The sequence below is a fragment of the Viridibacillus sp. FSL E2-0187 genome, from assembly GCF_038006425.1.
Taxonomy (GTDB): domain Bacteria; phylum Bacillota; class Bacilli; order Bacillales_A; family Planococcaceae; genus Viridibacillus; species Viridibacillus arvi.
The window spans coordinates 444,915-468,253 of the sequence record NZ_JBBOVG010000002.1 but is presented as its reverse complement, the minus strand read 5'-3'; the positions used below and the strand labels follow the sequence as shown (position 1 = coordinate 468,253).

Genomic DNA, 23,339 nt, shown 5'->3' with positions numbered 1-23,339 from the left:
TTAACATCGACTCTCTACTCTTCTTTATTTCAAGATAAACTCAGCAAAGCGATTTGCGTCTGCCTCTCTCATTTCAACTTTCAACACAGTACCTTCTTCTTCATATGCTGTTTCATGAATATTACTATACTCATTTAAATATGAGACAATATCCCCTCGATCATATGGTATGCAAATACGACATGTTACATAATCAGAAAAAATGTGGCGACGAACAACTTGTAAAAGTTCGTCTAATCCCACTCCCTCTTTTGCAGACATCCATACCGTATCTCCACTTACTTGCGGATACTCTGCATTAGCAAGATCAGCCTTATTATACACATATACTGTTGGTACATCTTCAACTCCAACAGCATGTAATGTATCATTCGTTACTTCCATCATATACTGATATTCTTCGTTTGAAGAATCCACAACATGTAAAAGTAAATCTGCATCTCGTGCTTCTTCCAAAGTAGAACGAAACGCCTTTACTAAATGGTGAGGTAATTTACTAACAAAACCAACAGTATCAGTTAATAGGAAGCTTTTATGATCTGGTAATTCTATCTGTCGAACTGATGTTTCAAGAGTAGCAAAAAGCATATCCTTTTCGAATACTTGCTTATGTTCTTCATGCTCAGTTTTACGTAACAGCTGATTCATAATCGTCGATTTTCCAGCATTTGTATACCCTACAATGGATACAACAGGTATTTCATTTTTGCGTCGTTGCTTACGCTGTGTTTCTCGCTGTTCTTTGACCACTTCTAAATCACGGCGTAATTTTGCAATTTGATCCTCGATTTTGCGGCGATCTAGTTCAAGTTTTGTTTCACCTGCACCACGGTTTTTGAAGCCGCCACCTGTCCCTCCACCTTGGCGGCTAAGGGACGCATGCAAACCTACTAAGCGTGGTAGCATATATTGTAACTGTGCTAATTCTACTTGCATTTGTGCCTCTTTTGATTTTGCACGTCTAGCAAATATATCTAAGATCAACATTGTACGATCAATAACTTTACATTCTAGATCAGCCTCAAGATTACGTATTTGAGATGGTGATAACTCATCATCAAAAATGACTAAATTTGCGTCTGATTCATCATAGAAATTTTTAATTTCTTCTATTTTACCTGTTCCAACATAATGAGATGGATTTACACGTTCTAAATTTTGCGTAACGGTGCCAGCTACTTCTACATCTAGCGCTTCCGCTAAATTTCGGAGCTCCTCAAGCGAATATTCAAAATGAACATCCCCTCGTAAATTAACACCAACTAATACGGCTTTTTCAATTAATTCATCCAATAAATTTCCTCCTCTTACTACGCAACACAAAAAGTATGAATATATTTTTAATTTCCACTGAAATAAACAGTAGAATAGAGCTGATATATCCACTCTTCACTTACTATTAAACATAAAATTTAAAAAGGTAAATTTATCCTAACATATTCATTTCTTAACTCTCAACCTTTTGCAATTTCGATTGTATGCAATCGTTCCTTACTATCATGTTTTTCCTCAAAAACAAATACTGTATTCCCCAGTATCAAAGTATTTCCTTTTGTCGGTAACGATAATAGTCTTGACCAATGAATAAGCTTCTCTTCTACGTTTTTCACATGGAAGATACAGCGTTTAATCGTCAACTCTTCATTTTCCGGTTTAACTGTTCCATCTTTTCTTAATGACAAATAACGTTCTTCATCCGTCTGCTCCCACTGTATAAAAAATGGATAAGGTAAAGTATGGTCTATTTTATGATCGATGAAAAGCATTTTCCACTTGCGCAAGCCACCATTGGACGTTCTTCTCTCGGCAGGGATAATGCCTGATGTACGATAGCCCATTTTTTGAAAATAGTGATTCTTCTTTTCTAAATCGTTTGAACGTAGGCATAATGATGCAAAACCTTCACCATCGACAATATCATATAAAAGTTGTTTCACTAGAGGCTGAGTTGATTGTTCTACTATATTTTCATGTTCAACAGCCAACCATTCGATATAACTATTCTTTGTATAAAATAGTGCATTATACGTACCCCAATCCAAATGCTGCCCACCTTCAACAGGATGCAAACCTTCAATTTTTTCCTGTTCGACTACTTGCTGCGGATTTTTTGTTGTGAAATATACGACATGATCTAATTCAAACATCCCTATCACCCCTTATGTATATAGAAAAGTCCGTAGCTGTATGTATGCAAGCATAGCCAACTACGGACACAAGAATGATTAGCCTTCTTGTTCTTCTTTCAATAACTCTATTGTTCTATCAAACTCTTCTTCAATTTCTTTATTAGGTTTATAAGTTAATAAACTAACAACAATCGCTACGAGTAAACAGATGATAAATCCAGGTACAATTTCGTACATAGCCGCATGAAGCTTATCATTTGAGCCCCAAACGTAAGCTGTCACTGCGCCCGTTACCATACCTGCTAAAGCACCCCAGTTTGTGATTTTCCTCCAGTATAATGTCAATAAAATAATAGGGCCAAATGCTGAACCAAAGCCAGCCCAAGCAAAGGACACTAAATCTAAAATTTTATTATCCTGTTTCCAGGCTAACGCCATAGCTAAAATAGATACTAAAAGTACAGCCATACGTCCTAAAAATACATATTGTTTATCTGAAGAATTTGATTTAAATACAGCTTTATAAATGTCTTCCACTAATGCAGATGACGTTACGATTAATTGAGATGAAATCGTACTCATAATTGCTGCTAAAATAGCAGCAAGCATAATACCTGCTATGAACGGATGGAATAAAATTTGCCCTAAAACAATAAAGACTGTTTCAGGATTCTTTAATACTCCTGCATTTTGTTGGTAATAGGCAACACCAACAAGCGCGGTTGCAATAGCACCAAATAAACTTAGTAACATCCAGCTTATTCCGATTCTACGAGCTTGCTTTGTTTCCTTCACACTTTTAATAGCCATAAAACGAACGATAATATGTGGCTGACCAAAATAGCCTAGCCCCCATGCCACAGTAGAAATAATTCCTGTAATCGTTGTTCCAGCAAATAAACTTAATAATTTCGGATCAACTTCTTTAATTGAATCTACAGTTTCTCCAAATCCACCTGTTAAGAATAAACCGAAAATCGGGACAATTATAAGTGCTAAAAACATGACTAACCCTTGAATAAAGTCTGTATAACTAACAGCTAAAAACCCTCCAAATAGTGTATATGCAATTACAACACCAGATGAAATTAATAGTCCCGTATGATAATCATATCCAAACGAACTCTCGAAAAATACTCCCCCTGCAACCATTCCCGAAGAAACGTAGAAAGTAAAGAACACAAGAATAATTAAACCTGAAGCAATGCGAAGTAACTTCGTTTTGTCTCTTAAGCGGTTATCTAAATAACTTGGAATTGTTATTGAATTATTTGATACTTGTGTGTACATACGTAAACGTGGTGCAACAAACACCCAGTTTAAATATGCTCCTACAGTTAAACCAACAGCAATCCAGGCTTCTATTAATCCACTTGCGTAAATTGCACCTGGTAGTCCCATTAATAACCAACCCGACATATCTGCTGCTCCAGCACTTAATGCTGTAACTGCAGGTCCTAATGAACGCCCGCCGAGCATGTAATCTGTCAAATTAGTCGTACGCCTAAATGCATACCAGCCAATTACTAACATTGCAATCATATAAATAACGATCGCAATGAGTTGATACGTATTATCAGACATGATAAATCTCACTCTTCCCTTCACCTATATGGTATAGCCATTTTATCATGATTATCCTAGCATAAGTAACTAGGGTGGTATATTTATTCATAATGCGCCAACATTTCTCATCTATTAAATTACTAAAAGCGCAAACGAAATATACAAGTCTCCAACATTTACCCTACCTCATAACAACTCACTTAACTAGTTGTGCTTGCGATAATTCTCTTAATCTAAACTTCTGAATTTTCCCTGAAGCTGTCATTGGATATTCATCTGTAAACTGAATATACTTCGGAATTTTATGATAGGAAATCTTCCCTTTACAATATGCTCTAAGCTCCTCTTCCGTGACAGATGCCCCCTCTTTCAATATGACCCAAGCCATTAGTTCTTCCCCGTATTTTTCATCCGGTACTCCGACAACCTGAACATCTTGTATTTGTGGATGCTCATATAAGAATTCTTCCACCTCACGTGGATAAATATTTTCACCACCACGAATCACCATGTCCTTAATCCTCCCCGTAATGTCGATATAACCATCCTCATCCATAACTGCGATATCTCCTGTATGAAGCCAACCTTCATGATCAATTGCTGCATGTGTAGCTTCTGGATTATTATAATAACCCTTCATGATTAAATAGCCACGAGCACATAATTCACCTGGTGTACCATTTTTCACTTCATCTCCAGTCACTGGATCAATAATCTTTACCTCTACATTCGGATGTGGCTTACCAACTGTAGATACACGCTTTTCAATCGAATCATCCGTGCTTGTTTGTGTAATAACTGGTGAAGATTCTGTTTGACCATAGCAAATCGTAATTTCACGAGCACCCATATCGTTAATGACCTTTCTCATTACCTCAATTGGACAAATTGACCCCGCCATAATACCTGTACGTAGTGAAGATAATTCAAATTCCCCAAAGTCAGGATGATTTAATTCTGCGATGAACATTGTAGGTACCCCTTGTAAAGCTGTGCACTTTTCATCTTGGACGGTTTGTAACACTAAGCCCGGTTCAAATTGTTCCAACACGACCATTGTGGCACCGCGTAATACAGAAGCTAATGTGCTCATCACACAACCAAAGCAGTGGAAGAATGGTACTGGGATGCACAAACGATCATGCTCCGTTAAGTGAATATACTCTCCAACTAACTGAGCATTATTAACGACATTATTATGTGTTAACATGACCCCTTTAGGAAAACCTGTCGTACCTGATGTATATTGAATATTAATAACATCACCTGGATCCAGAGATTGAAAACGTTCTTCTAATTCTTCATTTGTCACTTGCTTAGCAAATTCTACGAGTTCACTCCATTTATAAATGCCTGGATAATCATTTTCACTCATAACTATTACACGTTTGAATTGTGGTAATTTCTCTGATTGAATAAAACCTTTTTTAGAGTTCATTAGTTCCGGACATATTTTTTGGATGATATTAATATAAGAAGTACCTTTAAATTCTTCTCCTAAAATTAATGTCGTTGAGTCCGATTGCTCTAGCAAATATTCAAGCTCTTTTTCTTGATAATTCGTGTTTACTGTTACAAGAACAGCTCCCATTTTCCCTGATGCAAACTGACTTAGTAGCCATTCTCTCTTATTATCCGACCAAATGGCAATATGCTCCCCTTTTGCAATACCCATACCGATAAATGCCTTCGCTAATTCATCTGTTTCTTGATTAAATTCCGCATACGTTTTTCTCACATTATTTTCAGGATATACATATGCCTCATTATTCGGAAACGCTTCCACTGTGTTACGTAAAACTTCCCCAACAGTCTTATGAAATAACATAAAACATGCCCCCTTTGATCGAAGTATTATCTTTTGTTATTTTATCATAAAATTCTGATTAATTAACTTACAAAATGGTAGGGTTTATTATTTATTATTATTTCTTCCAATAAAGTATAGTAATCTTTTGTTCTCTACATTATTATTGGTTAATAAGAATTATATAATTTCCAAAAAAAGATACTATATACCTGTCTATAGAAATTGAAAATAATTCACTTAAGGAGGTCCTTTCCTATGAACATGCAATTATTATCTAAAGAAGATTGGAAGAGAAAGAACTTTTTTATTTTCCTAGTAACAATCATCGCTTCAGGCATAGGTTTTCTAGCACAGTTACTTTTCGACTCACATCCAATGGTCAAACTTGTGGTAGGTAGTATTTTTGCACTCGTATTCATTTCTTTTCTTATTGAACGTAAATTAGCTATTTTCGAACGTTTCTTTCCGTACTTCATTCTGTTAATGGTTTTCTTCACTATCATGGGTTCAATACTTGGTGAAGGCGTTAGCACATTGGGTTCTATAGCATTATCTTTTTTCTTATTAATGGTATCTAGTATACACTCGAGTAAAAAGCTACTGATCTTTGGTTACCTTTTAAGCGCTATTTCGATGGTCTTTAACCAAATATATTTTGGACAAGTGGATATGATGGCTGGACAATATAAAAACTTATTACTTGTGCACTTCCTATCTGGTATTGCAATCTTTTTACAAATTCATCAGAATACTCACAACGCAAATAATAACGCGAAACTCTATGAACAATTAGAAGCGAAATCTCATCAAGAAACTTTGTTGATGGACAAACTTTCTTTTTCAGTTCAAACGATCACAACAAATCTTCAAAGCATTACACAGAATACTAACAGTGCGACAGCTGCACAACGAGAAATGCTGATCGCTGTTAACGAGATCAGCGCAGGTTCGGAGCAACAAGCTGATCGAATTTCAAATATCGTACTAAACTCAGAAGCTACAACACATACAATCCGTAGTATTTCTACTTCACTGAAAGAGGCTGTACAACAATCGAGCCAGGCTGGTACCCAAGCAACGAATGGTGCTACTCGGATGCAAGTCATGAAAAATGATATTGATGACTTCACAAAGTTTTTTATCGATTTAAGTATGGCTTTCAAAGATTTAACAGAAAAAATATCTGAAACAAATTCCTTTACAGTAGCCATTCGTCAAATTACGGAGCAAACGAATTTACTAGCATTAAACGCATCCATTGAAGCAGCTCGTGCTGGTGAACATGGAAAAGGTTTTGCTGTCGTAGCAGATGAAATTCGTAAACTTGCTAGTGTAACGGATGAAACACTCGTGAAAATTGATTCGAACTTACGTAACGTTAATGAATATAATGAAGTAACCCTCACTAAATTAGAGGATGGAATGAACAAGATATACAAACAAGTATCTGAGGCTGAACATTCTACAACTGCCTTCAATGAGCTACACAAAACTATGGACACATTGCAAAAACAGATGGCCCAACTATTAACTAATATGGCGCAAATAGAAGGCAATTCCGAAACTATTCAACAAAGTACTACTGAGTTTGCCGCTGTTATTGAAGAAAGTACAGCAGCTCTCGAAGAGCTAAATGCGACCTTAGTGAACTTAACTGAGGAACAAGATCAAATAGCTAGTTATGTTAACCAAACATATGAAGTAGCAAATTCAATAAAAGCATAGTCTATTATCTTCTCTACTATCGGCATTAATTTGCCGATAGTTTTTTTATTGTGAGTAATTTATGTATGCCTATCAACAGACTTTCTTTCTAATTAAGATATAAAAATACTGTTTCAAGTAATATATTTAAGTCAAATCTATTGACTATATACTCAAACATGGTAGAATCTTTATTAACTTCAATGCGTTGAAGCGACAAAGTAAATATCCCGAGTGATGGACATAGTAGTTATTTTACAGACAGCAATTAGAGACTAAGTATTTGGTGCAAACTTAGGTCTGTACTATAGATGAATTACACCATTAGATACTCGTTTTAATGAAGTGGTTGGATACAATTATTCAACAATTAGGGTGGTACCGCGGAGTTCTCTTTCGTCCCTTTTTATAGGGATAGAAGGATTTTTTTATGCCATTTTAATATATAGGAGGATTTCCATGTTTCGTATTCAATCTAAAATTACACCATCTTTTTTTGAAGCTTTACTTCTCGTAGGCATCATTATTGCCACAATGGGGATTAGTATTGCTAAATTTGATGCAGTACCTCATATGCCAATTATTATGAGTATTTTATTATTAATCGCTTACGGCTTAATCAAAAAAGTTTCTTATAAACAACTAGAAGAAGGTCTAGTTGAGGGTTCTAGAGCAGGTTTAAGCGCCATTTTCATCTTCTTCTTTATCGGTATTTTGATTAGTAGTTGGATGATGGGTGGTACCATCCCGACAATGATCTACTTAGGCTTCCAAACTATTACACCACATTTCTTTTATGCAGTTGTATTTCTTGTTACTTGTATTGTTGGTGTTGCGATTGGTAGTTCACTCACTACTACTGCAACAGTGGGAGTTGCATTTATCGGCATGGCTAGCGCAATGGATATCTCCTTAGCGATCACTGCCGGTGCTATCGTTTCAGGTGCTTTTTTTGGTGATAAAATGTCACCTCTATCTGATACGACGAACCTTTCATCTGCCATTGTCGGTGTAGACTTATTTGAACACATTAAAAATATGGGATGGACGACAATCCCTGCATTTTTCATATCATTAATTGTTTACGGTGTGATTTCGCCGAACAAAGAATTACAACACGCAGACAAAATTGATGCATTCCAAAACGGTTTGTTACAAACAGGTATGGTGCATTGGTACACTCTCATTCCATTAGTTGTTCTAATCGTGTTCACTTTGAAAAAAACACCAGCTATTTTAACATTAGCGGTTAGCTCTATTTCAGCTATTATAGTTTCTTATTTCCATACACAATTTGGATTTAGTGAAGTAATGGATATTTTATTTAACGGCTTCAAATCTACTACAGGTATTGAAGACATTGATTCCCTACTGTCACGTGGCGGAATTAATAGCATGATGTTCACAATCGGACTTGTCCTTTTAGCACTTAGTATGGGTGGCTTATTGTTCACTCTTGGTATCGTGCAAGCACTATTATCAAAAGTAGAAAGCTTCTTTAAAAGTACTGGTTCTGTTATTACAGGTGCAGCCGTTACAGCGATCGGTATTAACACATTAATTGGTGAACAATACTTATCAATTCTATTAACAGGTGAAGCATTCCAGGCACAGTTCAAAAAGGTTGGCTTGAAAAGTAAAAACCTTGCGCGTGTAATGGAAGATGCGGGTACCGTTGTAAACCCACTCGTTCCTTGGAGTGTATGTGGTATTTTCATCACCAATGTATTAGGTGTTTCAACTTGGGCGTACTTGCCATTTGCCTTCTTCTGTTTGTTATCACCTATCTTAACAATCGTATTTGGTTGGACGGGCAAAACACTTTCATACATTGATGAAAAATAATTACTCAACTTCTTTTATTCTTTGATGTGGGCGAATTATGGTACACTAATGCCAACTATTAAACAATAAAGAAGGCGAGTAACAATGGATTATCAAGAAATGACACAAGCGTTATTGCAACGATTGTTAAATAAAGAATTAGTAGCTGCTACAATTAGCCAGCCCCGTACAAAATCAAATGAAATTAAACGTATTAAATTAAAGCCAATTGAACTAAAAGGTATTTATCATATTCAACTTGAATATCAATATGAACGTATTTTAAAGCATGAAAATATACCGTTATCTTCTATTGAAATGACAGTTAATGAGCTATTTGAGCAATTCCGTCAGTTCCATGGAGAATTCACTAGTGAGAATATACAAATCCAACTATCCAAGAAAAACAAAGTACTTTGGAAAGTTGAACAAACAGCAAACAAAACGGTCGACCTTTCGCATAATCGCAAAAAGAATTACTTATTAGATCCCGACACTGTTTATCCATTCCTTATCCGCCTAGGGGTGCAATCTGCTGATGGTAAAGTGAAAAAGCAAAAGTATGATAAATTTAAACAGATTAATCGCTTTATCGAATTTATTCACGATTCACTCGACTATTTACCAAAAGACCGTACCATTCGTATACTCGATTTTGGATCAGGTAAATCTTATTTAACTTTTGCACTTTATCACTATTTAAAAATTGAGCAAGGACTAGATATTCGTGTAACAGGTTTAGATTTAAAGAAGGAAGTTATTGAGCATTGCGCACAAATTGCCAAAGATCTAGAATATGACCAACTTGAATTTTTGGTAGGTGATATTAATGACTATAATGATGAATCAGCTGTCGATATGGTCGTTACTTTACACGCATGTGATGTTGCTACAGATATGGCATTAGCTCGTGCAGTAAAATGGGGAGCAAAAGTGATTTTGAGTGTTCCTTGCTGCCAACATGAATTAAATACTCAAATTCAATCTTCGCCACTTGATATTATGCTGCAACATGGTTTAGTAAAAGAGCGATTTGCTGCACTAGCTACAGATTCTATTCGTGCTGAGATTTTAACACTTGTTGGCTACGAAACACAGCTGCTTGAATTTATCGATATGGAGAATACACCAAAGAATATATTAATTCGCGCATACTTCACAGGTAAAAAACCAACCGTTATTCAAAAGGAACGCTATAATGCCTTTACTAAATTTTTATCTGCAAAACCTTTCTTAGAAAAAGAATTAAAGGAATATGTGAACTAACAATTTCCCCTGTACCAATATTTGGTGCAGGGGGATTTTTTGTAATTAGAAAAATTGTAAGTAACATTGTGAGAAAAATCATATCTACTCCACTTCTTCAAATGTTACACTTATACTTAAAAAGGAAACTTATACCATTAAATAGAATTTTTTGTCTCGTAAAGCATTGACTTTTCACTGATAATGATTATCATTATTGTAGATATAAAATCGAATCGCAGAGAGTAGGATATCAATGAAGTCAAAATCATTACTAGCCATTTTATTAGCAGGAAGCGTTATCGTAACAGGATGTAATAACTCAGATGAAGAATCTTCTGTTAAGAATTCTTCATCTGAAGCAACAAAAGATACAGAAGTAATTGACTTAAAGGCCGAAATAGATGCATATAAAGAATTCGCACTTGATCAAATGGATCAATTCACAACTGAAACAGAAAAATTTGTTGCCGCTGTAAAAGCTGGTGATATTGATAAAGCAAAAAACATTTATCCAAACGCGCGTATGTTCTTCGAACGTTCTGAACCAATCGCGGAAAGCTTCGGTGACCTTGACCCACGTATTGATGCTCGTTTAGCTGATTTAGAAGAAGAAGGTCAAGGAAAAGAAGACTGGAGCGGTTATCATAAAATTGAATACGGCTTATGGGAAGAAAACACAACAAAAGGCTACGAAAAAACTGCTGATCAACTACTTAAAGATGCAAAAGAACTTCGCGCTCGTGTTGAAACAGTTGAAGTGACTCCTGATTTAATGATGACCGGAGCAATCGATTTATTAAACGAAGTTTCTACATCAAAAATTTCTGGAGAAGAAGAAATCTTTTCTCATACTGACTTATATGACTTCAAAGCTAATGTTGAAGGTGCCGAAAAAATCTTTACCATATTAGAAAGCAAAATCGAAGCTAAAGATCCTGAATTAGCTAAAAACCTAACAGAGAAATTTAAAGCAGTTAACGATTTGTTAGCTAATCACGAAACAAAAGATGGTTATATTTCATACACTGAACTTACTAAAGACGATACAAAAGCATTAGCTGAAGCAGTAAACAACCTTGGCGAACCATTAAGCCAAATGGCGATCATAATGGAGTGAGATTACAATGACTGAAACAAAAGAAGAAAAAATCTTTGATAAAAAAATTTCACGTCGTCAAATGTTGAAAATGACCGGTCTTGGGGCTGCCGGCGTAGCCATTGGTGCTACAGGTTTTGGTGGCGTCATCAAAACATTTGGCAAGGATTTTTTTGATGACGATTCAACTTCTACTAACAAGGTAGATTTCTATGGTGAACATCAATCTGGAATTGCAACAGATGTGCAAACTAATATCTATTTCGCTTCTTTAAATGTTTTAGTTACTTCTAAACAAGAGTTACAAGAGTTGTTCAAAATGTGGACACCTCTTGCAGTTCGTTTAATGAATGGCGAAATGATTGGTGATCCAACAACTAATGGGATGATTCCTCCAAAAGATACCGGTGAAGCAAGAGGTCTTGATGCAGCAAATTTAAGTATCACTTTTGGAGTTGGACCATCCCTTTTCGAGAAAGAGGAATTCGGACTAGCTTCTAAAAAACCAAACGAATTAAAAGACTTACCTCACTTTCCAAAAGATCAGCTAGATGCTACTTACACTGGGGGGGATATTTGTATTCAAGCATGTGCAGACGACCCACAAGTTGCGTTCCACGCAGTACGCAATCTTGTACGTGCCGCTTCTGGAAAAGTATCTTTGAAATGGTCACAAGCTGGCTTCAATGCATTCCCTGTTTCAAAAGGGAAAAAACAGACTCCCCGTAATCTATTTGCTTTTAAAGATGGCACAGAGAATCCCACTACTTCTAACAAAAAAGATATGAATGAAGTTGTTTGGGTACAATCTGGAGACTCAAAAGGTTGGATGACTGGGGGTTCTTATTTAGTTGCTCGCCGAATTCAATTACATTTAGAAACTTGGGACCGTACTTCTTTAAAAGAACAAGAAAATACATTCGGACGTCATCGTGATAGTGGTGCACCTATTGGCAAAAAAGATGAATTTGAAGCGATGGATATTGATCGAAAAGACGATAAAGGAAATTATATAGTCCCTGAAACATCTCATGTCTTCTTGGCGAAATCTGTCGATGCACGCATATTACGTCGATCGTATTCATACTCATCAGGCGTTATGGATGCTACAGGCTCATATGATGCAGGCTTGCTATTTGTTTCATTTCAAAAAAATCCTGATCAATTCATTAAAATTCAAAACAGTCTAGGTCGATTAGATAAAATGAACGAATATATTACCCATCGAGGCAGTGCCTTATTCGCTTGCTTCCCTGGAATACAAAAAGGGAGTTATATCGGTGAAGCACTTTTTAAAACGCTGTAGTCAGATCACTATTATTCTTGGATTAATCATCTTAACATCAATACATTCTGTAAATGCCGCTGCATCCTATAGTCATTTATACATTTCTATTAGTGATGCCATTATGAACTCTAAGCAGGATCAAGATAAAGCCGCTATTGATGCTATAAAGACATTCCAATCCGATTGGATAAAAGCTGATGTAAAAACATCTAGTGAAACAAAGGCCATCGAAGCTTCTTTAGATGAAGCTTTAAACGCCTCTTCTAAAGAAGACCGTCTTACTGCACTTACAAAGCTATCAAAGGCTTTAACAGCTTTAGAGAAAGCAGAAAATCCTGTAGACGAAATGGCAGAACGTGCTGGATTTTTAAAAACGATTACTCCTGCATTGAACTCACTAGGTCAAACCATTCAAACTGGTGACCTAGAAAAAATTGAAGTGCAGTACAAGCAGTTCAATACTTTTTGGAAAAGAACTGAACGCCCAGTACGAGAACATGATATTGCAGCATACGGACAAATAGAAACACAAATGTCCTTTATGCGAATGACACTTGCAGATGACAATCCTAATATCGATTCATTAACAGATCAATTCAACTCGTTAAAACAAGCAATAGATAACTTTGCAGCCGGAAAAAAAACAGCTACCCAATCTGGTACCTACTCCCTGCAAACATTATTAGATTTAATTGATGAGGCAAAAGATCAAATTGATGATGAAGAATACTCAAAAGCATCGGCAACTATTAAAAAATTCATTACTACATGGCCTAATGTAGAGGGCGATATTCGCACTAAAAACGCCAGTCTATATACTAAAATCGAAAGTGATATGCCTATCATCGCCAGCAATTTAATGAAAGATTCTATAGATGCTAAGGACATAACATCTCAGTTAAACAACTTTAAACAGCAAATCCAGCTTATCCAAGGAGATCAGAACTATAGCTTCTGGGATGCAGCATTAATTCTTTTGCGTGAAGGTCTAGAAGCTTTATTAATCATTATTGCACTTGTAGCTTTCTTGAAAAAATCTGGACAAACACATATGGAAAGATGGATTTATATTGGTGCTGGTATTGGTATCGGTTTAAGTGCTGTGGCAGCGATTTTAATGTCAACATTATTTAACTCGACAACTATTAATACGAGCCGTGAAATGCTAGAAGGCTATATTGGGCTTGCAGCTGCTGCAATGATGATTGGTGTCGGTGTGTGGATGCACAGCAAATCCAACATCAAATCATGGAATAATTACATTTCAAAACAAATGAATCATGCGATGTCTAAACAAAGTGTATGGGCAATGGCCTTTATCAGCTTTTTATCTGTTTTCCGTGAAGGTGCTGAAACGCTTGTATTCTACGCTGGAATTGCACCTAAAATGTCAACTTTCGACTTCACTTTAGGAATTGGCATTGCCCTTGCTATTTTAATGATTGTAGCCATCGTATTACTGCGAGCAAGTGGCAAGATCCCAATCCACTACTTCTTTGCTGTCGCAACCGTTTTAATCTATTTATTAGCGTTTAAAATTATCGGTGTTAGTATTCATACATTGCAGTTAACAAATGTGCTACCAGCATCCATTATTAGTAATCTGCCTGTATGGGCTTCAATCGGTTTCTACCCTACAATCGAAACAATTATTGGACAAGTGATTTTAATTGTTTTAGTAATCATTACTTTCTTCTACAAACGACATAACGAAAATGTGACTGGATGAAACTATCAAAAAAAGCGATTAGCCTAATGGCTAATCGCTCTTTTTATAATTATTATTCCTGTCTCAAAGCTTGGATGACATCAATTTTTGTAGCCTTACGTGCTGGTCTCCAGCCCGAAAGTAATGCTACTCCAATACTAATTACTGAAGCTACAAGTATGAGTTGCCATGGAATATGTGAGAACACAATATCCGCTTCTTGGAATTGATTTGAATCCGTAGCCATATCGATAATAATCGGTAATAGCCAGTTCGATAAGAAACTAATGCCATATGAAATAACAATTGCAATCACTGTTCCGATAATACCAATCCATGCACTTTCCATTAAGAATAATCGCTGGATCAATTTTGGACTTGCTCCAATCGCTTTCATAACACCAATTTCACGTGTGCGTTCAGTTACTGCCATTGTCATCGTATTGAAAATACCAATAGATGCAATTAAAACTGCAATCGTCCCTACAAAGATTAAACCTACTTTAAATGCTAAGAATATAACATTGATTTCATCTAATTGCTCAGTAACTGAGTAAACACTTAAACCTTTATCCTTCAGTTTGGCTATTACACCTTTTACTGCTTCTAAATTCGTAGCATGTACTTTTATCTCCGGATAGAACATATCTTTTTCAGCTTTTATGTTTTTCGAATCTTTTACAGATGCCTTATAAATATTATAAAACTCGCCTTTTAGTTCATGACTAAATAGTATCGTATTTTTAATAAGCCAATCTTTTGCCGGTTTTTCTGATACACCAACCACTTTGAATGTTAACTCTTTATTAATTGCCTTATCATTATCATAATCTTGTAGTTTTACTGAAATTGTTTTACCTACTAGCGATTCCTTGTAACCAAGTTTCTTTGCTTGCTTAGTAGAAGTTGTGTCATTTTCTGCAGATTCCTCATTTAACTTTTCCTGCTCTTTCAACTCTGCTTTCGATAATAAATTCTCTGCAAAATGATAACCAACTACAATTTCATCAGAATTTTGAGGTAGACGACCTTCAGATAATTTACTCCCGACCTTTTCTTCGTTATCAAACTCAGTCATGTTTACTGGTACGCTATTTGTACGTTCCTCAAATTTTACGTTAGCCGATAGTTGAGCATTTGTTTTTTCAACCACTGCTCTGACATTCTCCATTTTTCTAATGGCATCTACATCGATTTTCTTTTGAGGATCTCCGTATACCTCAATTTCTGTCAATTTTTGATCTGTTAAGATTTCTCTTTCCATCGACCCTTGTAAACCAAAACCGATGGATGCTAATACAATTAAAAACGCACATCCCATAGTAGTTGCTAAAACAGTTGTAAACACACGTAGCCTATTTTTCTTTAAGTGTTGTCTAACAAAATCTACTTGATCCTTAAATAACATATTACAATACCTCCTTAACTAATTCGCCATCGTGCATTCTGAATTTATGATGTGCTATATTAGCCACTTCTTCATCATGTGTAATAATGACAAACGTTAAATTCAACGCTTTATTAAGGCTTTGAATAAGGAGTAGAATATCTTGCTCTGTTTCAGAATCTAAACTACCCGTAGGCTCGTCCGCTAATAATATTGGTGGATTAGTTACTAATGCTCGGGCAATACTAACACGTTGCTGCTGCCCACCTGATAACTCATTTGGATAATGGTCTGAAACATTTTCCAACCCTACTTGTTGTAATAATTCTTTTACTTTTACCTTTCTCTTCGCAGATGGAATACCTTTAATCTTTAGAGGTAATTCAATATTTTCAAACGCCGTTAAACCAGGCATCAATTGAAAGTTTTGAAAGATAAATCCGAAATTCTCTAATCGGAACTGCGCATGAGTAACTTCATTCATAGAAGCTGTTTCTTGACCGTTGATAACAATTGATCCATATTCAGGCTTCATAAAACCAGCGATAGTATTCAATAAAGTTGATTTACCGGACCCACTCTTTCCAACAATTGAAACTATTTCTCCTTTTGCTACATCGAACGATAAATCCTTTAATACGGGTACTTTCTTTTCCTTACCTTTTTTTCCTATAGCAAATGTATGACTTACATTTTTTATTTCAATCAATTTATTTTAACCCCTCTCCATTTGCTTACTGAAACTAAGTATATACATAGATTCTTAAGTAATAAGAAGGATAAAGATGAAGAAATTCTTAAGATTAGATATAGTGGCGTTAAGGTTTTCAATTAAATTTTGATAGATGCAAACTTTTCGAGGTACTTCCAAGTCAAAATATTGTAGTGTTTTCGCGATACGCTATATTTGTGAAGGAGTTTAACTGGTCATGACAAAAGAGGAAAAATACAAGCTTGTAGAAGCATTTATAATAGAAAATCAGCATTCATATTATCGCCTAGCATTTAGCTATGTAAAAAACAAAGAAGATGCACTAGATATCGTACAGGAGAGCATTGTTAAAGCACTCAAATCAATCGACTATATAGAGCAAATTGAATATATTAAAACATGGTTTTACCGTATTTTAATCAATACATCTATCGATTATATAAAAAGAAACAAACGAACAATTGCCTCTCCTGATGAAATCTTAGATTTTCACTTACCAAACCAAGAAATTAATTTACATGATTTAGATTTATATGACGCCATTGATCATTTACCCATTACTTACAAAACCATTATCATCTTGCGCTTCTTCGAGGATATGAAAATCGATGATATTGCCGAAATGCTCGGGGAAAATAGCAACACAATTAAAACAAGGCTTTATGCCGCATTGCGTAAGCTACGCATAGAAATGAAAGAGGATGTGGAATCATGAGTAAAATTAACGACGCCAAAAAAAAATTCGACAATATTGAAATCCCTGATGAACTAAATTTTGTTGTCCAAAAAGCAATAAAGGAAGCTAACCCAATGAAAAAAAATAAACGAAAAAAAATGAACCCTTTTAAAAATTTTGGACTAGGGGCCGCAGCTGCTGCAATATTATTTGCAGGTAGTGTAAACATAAGTCCAGCCTTTGCACAAACAATGTCTAACATTCCTGTCTTAAATTCAATTGTCAAAGTTATCACTATTAATGAAATAGCTGATGGTAATGACAATTCGCAAGCCAACATTTCAACTCCTCAAATTACTGGCCTTGAGAACAAAGAATTGGAAGCAACATTGAATTCAAAATACGAGCAAGAAAATGCTAAGCTATTTGCTCAGTTCCAAAAGAAAATGGCCAAAATTGAAGAACAAGGCGGAGGACACTTAGGGGTAGACGCCGGCTATAAAGTATTAACAGATACAGAAGATTTACTTTCAATTAGTCGCTATACTGTAGAAACACAAGCTTCAAGCTACGAGACAATTCACAACGATACAATAGATAAAAAGAATGAACTACTCATTACTTTACCAAGTCTATTCAAAGATAATGCCTATATCGAAACCATCTCAAATTATATTAAAGATGAAATGCGTAAACAAATGGCTGCTGATGTTGAGAAAACCTACTTTATTGTAGGAGAATCAGATGTAAACAATGGCTTTGACAAAATTAAAGAGGATCAAAACTTCTCTATTACAAAGAATAATGAGCTTATCATCTACTTTGATCAATATGAGGTTGCACCAGGCTATATGGGTACAGTTAAATTCAAAATTCCAACAAATACTATACAAAAAGACCTTGTAAGTAATCACTATATTAAATAAAAGAAAGCCTTGCACTCAGCAGTTTTTCTTCCGCTGAAGTGCAAGGCTTTTTAATGTCGTAATTTAAAATTGAATCATTTTCACTGGGTCTACTATTTCATCAAATTGGGCTTCAGTTAATAATCCTGTTGCAAGCGCTGCTGCTTTTAATGTCAGGTTATTTTTATGTGCATGCTTCGCTATTTTTGCTGCATTTTCATAACCAATATGTGGATTAAGTGCCGTCACTAACATAAGTGAATTTTTCACAAAATGGTCTAGTTTTTCTTCATTTGCCTCAATGCCTACTAAACAGTGTTCGTTAAAGCTTCGGATAACGTCGCTTAACAAACTGACAGATTGCATGAAGTTGTATAGAATAACAGGCTTAAATACATTGAGTTCAAAATTCCCTTGGCTTGCTGCAATACCAATCGTCACATCATTGCCCATAACTTGGGTCGCTACCATCGTAACAGCTTCACATTGTGTTGGGTTTACTTTACCCGGCATAATCGAGCTACCCGGTTCATTTTCAGGAATAGTGATTTCGCCAATACCACTTCGAGGACCACTTGCAAGCCAACGAACATCATTGGCAATTTTCATCATATCTGCTGCCAAACCCTTTAAAGCACCGTGCACATGAACAATTTGATCATGGCTTGTGAGCGCATGAAATTTATTTTCAGATGAAATGAAATGGAGTCCAGTTTCTTCTTCTAAAGCTTTAGATACTCTGTCACCGAATTCACTAGGTGCATTGATACCCGTCCCTACTGCCGTCCCTCCAATCGCAAGCTCTAATAAATGTTCTTTACTTTGCTTAATCATTTGCTCTGATTTCTCAATCATATGCAACCATCCACTTATCTCTTGACCCAGTGTTAAAGGTGTTGCATCTTGCAAATGCGTACGGCCAATTTTAATCGTCATTTTAAATTGCTCAGCTTTCGCCTGCAATGTTGCTTTTATCTCTTGTAGAGCTGGTAGTAAATCATTCGTAACAACAGTAATAGCTGCAATATGCATAGCTGTTGGAAATGAGTCGTTAGAGCTTTGAGATTTGTTAACATCATCATTTGGGTGTAGTCTTTCATCACTACCTTGTTTTTGCAAATATGCATTTCCAAGATGGGCGATTACTTCATTGACATTCATATTGGTTTGCGTACCACTACCCGTTTGCCACACAACAAGTGGGAATTCATCATCCCATTTACCAGCTATAATTTCATCAGCTGCGTGAACAATGGCATTTGCCTTAACTTGTGACAGATTACCAAACTCAGCACTAACAGTAGCTGCTGCTTTTTTTAGAAGTGCATACGCATAAATAAATTCAATTGGCATTTGTTCTGTACCAATCTTAAAATTTTCCTTACTACGCTGTGTTTGAGCTCCCCATTTATGTGCTGATGGTACTTTTATCTCTCCCATAGAATCATGTTCAATACGATAATCCAAAGTCATCCATCTCCCTTTTTTTTCTACGAAACTTATTACCTTTCCACCATTTATGATAACGCTTTCTTATTAGAATGTCTTAAATGCTGTTTGCATAAGAGATTTAAAAAACCCTGCACTCAAAAGCTAGTACAAGGTTTGAAAATTATATTAAGCTGGTGTTGGCGTTGGCGTCGGTTTAGCGTAACCTTCTTTATAAGCTTCATCAATTACTTTGCGAATCTCTTTTAATGACTTACCCTCTTGCGCCATTTTAATTGATTGGATTGCGATTTCTACACAAGCTACACATCTTGTTCCATGATCATCCCAAACGATTGAGCCATCCTTTTTCACTTCTTTAATGAAGCAGTTCATATTGCTTTTATGACCTGCACTTTCTCCACACCCACAATAACAAGGTATCCATTTAAGAATCTCTGTTGCTTGACCTGTCGCTTTATAAACAAGTTTCAAATCTTCAGATTGTTTATCTAAAAAGCTTGGAAGAACATCTGCTGAAGCTGTCGTCTCTTGAATATCACCATTAGCTACAGCGTGTTGATGTCCTGATTCTTCATTGTGTTGTTCTTGTTTTACCGGTTCATCTGCCTTGTCCTCACCACTACTGCAAGCAGTCAATATCATAGAACCAGCTAGTAATAACGTAAGCCATTTAAATTTCATTACTAATAACTCCTTCACACACTTTTCCCCTATTGTACCTTAATAAGTATTTAAACTTGTATGACAAATAAGCAACATTATTATTGAGTAGTAGGCTTTTTATATAATTAGACAAGTCTTATTCTTTTTATACATAAAAAGCTGACTCATTTTCATGAGCCAGCCCTTTCATTTAAGCTTCTTCTTTTGGTTCAATTACTGCAGTTGTTGATGAAGTTGACTTACCTTGGATTTCATCTGCTAATCTTTCAATACTTGGGCGAATCGTACCTTTGCCCGAGTAGTTTTCTATTAGCTCTTTCATATCAATCCCCGATGTCTCTTTAAGAGATTCTTGTAAAGTAGACATTAAGTTCGTTGCATAAGCAGTGACTTTATTTGCACCACTGCCGCCTTCACCACCACTTCCTGTATCAACGACTGTTATTTTGTCGATATTTGAAAGCGGACTAGCAACTTGTTTCGCGTATTCAGGCATCATGTGAATGACCATATCAAGTACAGCTGCTTGGCCGTATTGCTCGAACGCTTCGGCAATCTTACGTTTCGCTTCTGCTTCTGCAAGACCTTTAAGACGGATAATATCTGCTTCGGCTTCACCTTGTGCACGTTCTGAGTCAGCTTTTGCAAGACCATCTAAACGTACTTTTTCTGCATCAGCCTTCGCTCTTGCTTCGATGCTATACTTCTCCGCATCGGCTTGAGCTAATTGTTTCATTTTATCTGCTGCTGCGTTTTGCTCTATTGCATAACGATCCGCGTCAGCTTTCTTCTTCACTTCAGAATCGTATTGTTTCTCACGACGAAGAATCTCTTTTTCTTCTAACTCAATTTGTTTTTGACGTTCGATGATACGAACTTGCATTTCCTGTTCTGTTACTTCTTGTTTTGCTTTAGCTGATTCTAGCTCATATGCTTGGTCAGCACGGGCTTTAGCAACATCTTGCTCGCGACGGAATTCAGCTACTTTTAATTGGTTTTCTTTTTCTGCTTCTGCAATCTCAGTAGCACGTTCAAGCTCTGCTTTTTGTGCTTCTTTATCTGATTCAGCACGTTTAATACGTGTTTCCTTTTCTGCCTCTGCTGTTGCAATGTCAGCATCACGTCTTACTTGTGCGATTCTTGGCTTCCCTAATGAATCAAGGTAACCGTTTTTATCACGTACATCCTTAATTGTAAATGAAACGATGATCAAACCCATTTTAGCTAAATCTTGTGATGCAACACGTTGAACTTCTTGTGAGAATTTATCGCGATTTTTATAAATTTCTTCAACTGTCATAGAACCTAAGATAGAACGTAGATGACCTTCTAAAACTTCCTTCGCCTCATTTTCACGTTCTTCTTTAGGTTTTCCTAAGAACTGCTCTGCTGCTGTCGCAATTTCAGAAATAGAACCGCCGATTTTAATGATTGCAATACCATCCGCCATTACTGGAACACCTTGCTCTGTATATACTTCAGGTGTTGTGACTTCTAGTTTGCTAGATAATAAGCTTAATGGTTCTGCTTGCTGGAATACAGGAAGTACGAATGTACCACCACCACGGATAATTTTAATTCGATTACCTGATTCGTCTGTATGTACGTTTTTTGAGCCTAAGTAACTCCCGGTTACGATTAGCGCTTCATCTGGACCTGCTGTTCGGTATTTAGTAACATAAACACCAATAATAGCTAATAACACAAAAGCTACAATTCCTATTACGACTAATAATCCTATATTTCCAAAATCCATTTCATTTCCCCCTTTTATCTATCTTGAAAACATCGGCTCATATGCTCTGACATAGACCGTGCCTTCTTTTACTTCTACTATAAGGACCTGTTGGTTATACTCAATTTCTTCATTATCAAATCCGACAGCACGTTTTGAAATTAAACCATTTACAGTTTCAATAACAACTTCACCAAACCCATCAACAGGAATAGGTACGATTACCTTACCAATTTGCCCTGCCAATGACTCATCTGTATACGCCATTGATACTTCTGCTGATTTTAATGGTAATAAGATAAAGAAATAGAGTAATACACTTAATACGGTAGAGATAATTGTTGCAAATGCGATGATCACGATACTAGAAAATGACGTTAAACTTTCAAAGATGAAACCAATTGCTGCAAAGAATGTTAGAAAAGAAAGAATAACCGCTGGATTAAAAAACGGAATACCTTCTCCTACACCATCAATGACATCTCCGAAAAATAAAAATAAGACCATGCATACCGCAAGAATTATTAGGGAATATAAATATACTTGTTGGATTGCTATACCAAACAGTTCTATTAGACTCACCTCTCATACTTATGTTATTTTCCTTACAATACGTTATACGGTTAAGCGGAGGGAAAGTTTCATTTTTTTCAAATATTTTACACATTTTATTTAGAATTATTTCTAATATTACGGGAATGTAAATTTTAGTCGAAATTATGTAAATAATGTGGGGATTCTTATTGCATTTTGTTATGATTGTGTAGCGTTAAAAGAGATTGATAAGTTGATATTCAACCTAGGAGGATTCACATGTTTAGCTCAAAAAAACAAGACCCTTTTTTTGCGTCGCTGTTGAAAATTGCAGAATCAGTTAATGAAGCTGTTCATTATGCAAATGATTTTAAAATTACAAGCATCGCAGATTTAAAAGAGCTTAGCGTAACATTAAAACAGTATGAGACCGATGGAGATAAATTAATTCATGAATTAATTTTCATGTTAAACAAATCATTTATGACACCGATCGAACGTGAAGATATTTTGGAATTAGCTGTACGTATGGATGATGTCCTTGATGGCATTGAAGGCTGTATCGCCCACTTCGAAATGTTCTCATTAACAGAGGTAGACGACTATATGCGTGATTTCCTTAAATACATCGTAAAAAGTACAGATGAAATTGTCGCAGCAATGGGACATTTAACAAACAAAAAACTGATCGCTATGCGTGATCATTCCATCCTCATTAAAGACTATGAGCGCAAATGTGATGACGTTCTTCGTACATCAATTAAACAACTATTCTTACATGAAAAAGATCCTATTCGCATAATTCAATTCAAAGATATTTACGAACAACTTGAAGAAGTAGCTGATTACTGCCAAGATGTTGCTAATACTATGGATACAATTATAATGCGTAACGCCTAGGA

At 35.9% G+C, this 23,339-nt stretch carries 19 protein-coding genes; 9 read left to right on the top strand and 10 right to left on the bottom strand.

Translation table 11 applies throughout. The annotated features are described in order from the left end of the window. Positions 1-24 precede the first annotated feature (24 nt). From hflX to MHH85_RS21480, 4 genes are all read right to left on the bottom strand, one after another. The gene (gene hflX / locus MHH85_RS21495; RefSeq protein WP_340708456.1) at positions 25-1,293 is read right to left on the bottom strand and encodes a GTPase HflX; all 1,269 of its coding nucleotides are present in this window, start codon (positions 1,291-1,293) and stop codon (positions 25-27) included. 161 nt (positions 1,294-1,454) lie between these two features. After that, positions 1,455-2,147 (bottom strand): VOC family protein, encoded by a 693-nt coding sequence (locus MHH85_RS21490; RefSeq protein ID WP_340708455.1) that lies wholly within the window; start codon positions 2,145-2,147, stop codon positions 1,455-1,457. Between the two features lie 78 nt (positions 2,148-2,225). Beyond that, positions 2,226-3,713 carry a sodium/proline symporter PutP gene (putP, locus tag MHH85_RS21485; RefSeq protein WP_340708541.1) on the bottom strand — a complete coding sequence of 496 codons (1,488 nt, stop codon included), beginning with the start codon at positions 3,711-3,713 and terminating at the stop codon, positions 2,226-2,228. A gap of 178 nt (positions 3,714-3,891) precedes the next feature. Further along, positions 3,892-5,523 carry an AMP-binding protein gene (locus tag MHH85_RS21480; protein WP_340708454.1) on the bottom strand — a complete coding sequence of 544 codons (1,632 nt, stop codon included), beginning with the start codon at positions 5,521-5,523 and terminating at the stop codon, positions 3,892-3,894. 237 nt (positions 5,524-5,760) lie between these two features. Between MHH85_RS21480 and MHH85_RS21475 the strand changes: the two genes are divergently transcribed. The 6 genes from MHH85_RS21475 to MHH85_RS21450 all read left to right on the top strand — a co-directional run bounded on the left by MHH85_RS21475 (position 5,761) and on the right by MHH85_RS21450 (position 14,394). Next, positions 5,761-7,230 carry a methyl-accepting chemotaxis protein gene (locus tag MHH85_RS21475; protein WP_340708453.1) on the top strand — a complete coding sequence of 490 codons (1,470 nt, stop codon included), beginning with the start codon at positions 5,761-5,763 and terminating at the stop codon, positions 7,228-7,230. Between the two features lie 438 nt (positions 7,231-7,668). Beyond that, positions 7,669-9,054 (top strand): Na+/H+ antiporter NhaC, encoded by a 1,386-nt coding sequence (gene nhaC, locus MHH85_RS21470; protein WP_340708452.1) that lies wholly within the window; start codon positions 7,669-7,671, stop codon positions 9,052-9,054. 84 nt (positions 9,055-9,138) lie between these two features. Then, complete coding sequence (locus MHH85_RS21465) at positions 9,139-10,299, top strand: class I SAM-dependent methyltransferase (protein WP_340708451.1); 1,161 nt, start codon at positions 9,139-9,141, stop codon at positions 10,297-10,299. A gap of 235 nt (positions 10,300-10,534) precedes the next feature. Continuing rightward, on the top strand, positions 10,535-11,398 hold the full coding sequence (gene efeO, locus MHH85_RS21460) for an iron uptake system protein EfeO (protein ID WP_340708450.1): 864 nt from the start codon (positions 10,535-10,537) through the stop codon (positions 11,396-11,398). Positions 11,399-11,405: 7 nt separating this feature from the next. Next, the gene (efeB, locus tag MHH85_RS21455) at positions 11,406-12,683 is read left to right on the top strand and encodes an iron uptake transporter deferrochelatase/peroxidase subunit (RefSeq protein WP_340708449.1); all 1,278 of its coding nucleotides are present in this window, start codon (positions 11,406-11,408) and stop codon (positions 12,681-12,683) included. Beyond that, the gene (locus MHH85_RS21450; protein WP_340708448.1) at positions 12,658-14,394 is read left to right on the top strand and encodes an FTR1 family iron permease; all 1,737 of its coding nucleotides are present in this window, start codon (positions 12,658-12,660) and stop codon (positions 14,392-14,394) included. Before efeB ends, MHH85_RS21450 begins: the two co-directional genes overlap by 26 nt. Before the next feature lie 52 nt (positions 14,395-14,446). Here MHH85_RS21450 and MHH85_RS21445 read toward each other — a convergent pair whose 3' ends face one another. Together MHH85_RS21445 and MHH85_RS21440 are read right to left on the bottom strand one after the other, a co-directional pair. Then, complete coding sequence (locus MHH85_RS21445) at positions 14,447-15,781, bottom strand: ABC transporter permease (RefSeq protein ID WP_340708447.1); 1,335 nt, start codon at positions 15,779-15,781, stop codon at positions 14,447-14,449. A 1-nt stretch (position 15,782) separates the two neighbouring features. Next, positions 15,783-16,469, bottom strand: coding sequence for an ABC transporter ATP-binding protein (locus MHH85_RS21440; protein ID WP_193737714.1), 687 nt, complete (start codon positions 16,467-16,469; stop codon positions 15,783-15,785). Between the two features lie 220 nt (positions 16,470-16,689). On the opposite strand from MHH85_RS21440, the gene MHH85_RS21435 reads away from it, so the two are divergent. Together MHH85_RS21435 and MHH85_RS21430 are read left to right on the top strand one after the other, a co-directional pair. Beyond that, the gene (locus MHH85_RS21435; RefSeq protein ID WP_053419131.1) at positions 16,690-17,187 is read left to right on the top strand and encodes an RNA polymerase sigma factor; all 498 of its coding nucleotides are present in this window, start codon (positions 16,690-16,692) and stop codon (positions 17,185-17,187) included. Next, positions 17,184-18,074 carry an RsiV family protein gene (locus MHH85_RS21430; RefSeq protein WP_340708446.1) on the top strand — a complete coding sequence of 297 codons (891 nt, stop codon included), beginning with the start codon at positions 17,184-17,186 and terminating at the stop codon, positions 18,072-18,074. The genes MHH85_RS21435 and MHH85_RS21430 overlap by 4 nt, the downstream gene beginning before the upstream one ends. A gap of 63 nt (positions 18,075-18,137) precedes the next feature. Here MHH85_RS21430 and fumC read toward each other — a convergent pair whose 3' ends face one another. From fumC to MHH85_RS21410, 4 genes are all read right to left on the bottom strand, one after another. Then, positions 18,138-19,520 carry a class II fumarate hydratase gene (gene fumC, locus MHH85_RS21425; RefSeq protein ID WP_340708445.1) on the bottom strand — a complete coding sequence of 461 codons (1,383 nt, stop codon included), beginning with the start codon at positions 19,518-19,520 and terminating at the stop codon, positions 18,138-18,140. 150 nt (positions 19,521-19,670) lie between these two features. Continuing rightward, the gene (locus tag MHH85_RS21420) at positions 19,671-20,186 is read right to left on the bottom strand and encodes a PCYCGC motif-containing (lipo)protein (protein ID WP_340708444.1); all 516 of its coding nucleotides are present in this window, start codon (positions 20,184-20,186) and stop codon (positions 19,671-19,673) included. A 172-nt stretch (positions 20,187-20,358) separates the two neighbouring features. Then, positions 20,359-21,924, bottom strand: a complete 1,566-nt coding sequence (locus tag MHH85_RS21415; protein ID WP_340708443.1) for a flotillin family protein — start codon at positions 21,922-21,924, stop codon at positions 20,359-20,361. An 18-nt stretch (positions 21,925-21,942) separates the two neighbouring features. After that, on the bottom strand, positions 21,943-22,476 hold the full coding sequence (locus tag MHH85_RS21410) for a hypothetical protein (protein WP_340708540.1): 534 nt from the start codon (positions 22,474-22,476) through the stop codon (positions 21,943-21,945). A 240-nt stretch (positions 22,477-22,716) separates the two neighbouring features. On the opposite strand from MHH85_RS21410, the gene MHH85_RS21405 reads away from it, so the two are divergent. Further along, the gene (locus tag MHH85_RS21405) at positions 22,717-23,337 is read left to right on the top strand and encodes a DUF47 domain-containing protein (RefSeq protein WP_053419127.1); all 621 of its coding nucleotides are present in this window, start codon (positions 22,717-22,719) and stop codon (positions 23,335-23,337) included. The last annotated feature ends 2 nt before the right edge of the window (positions 23,338-23,339 follow it).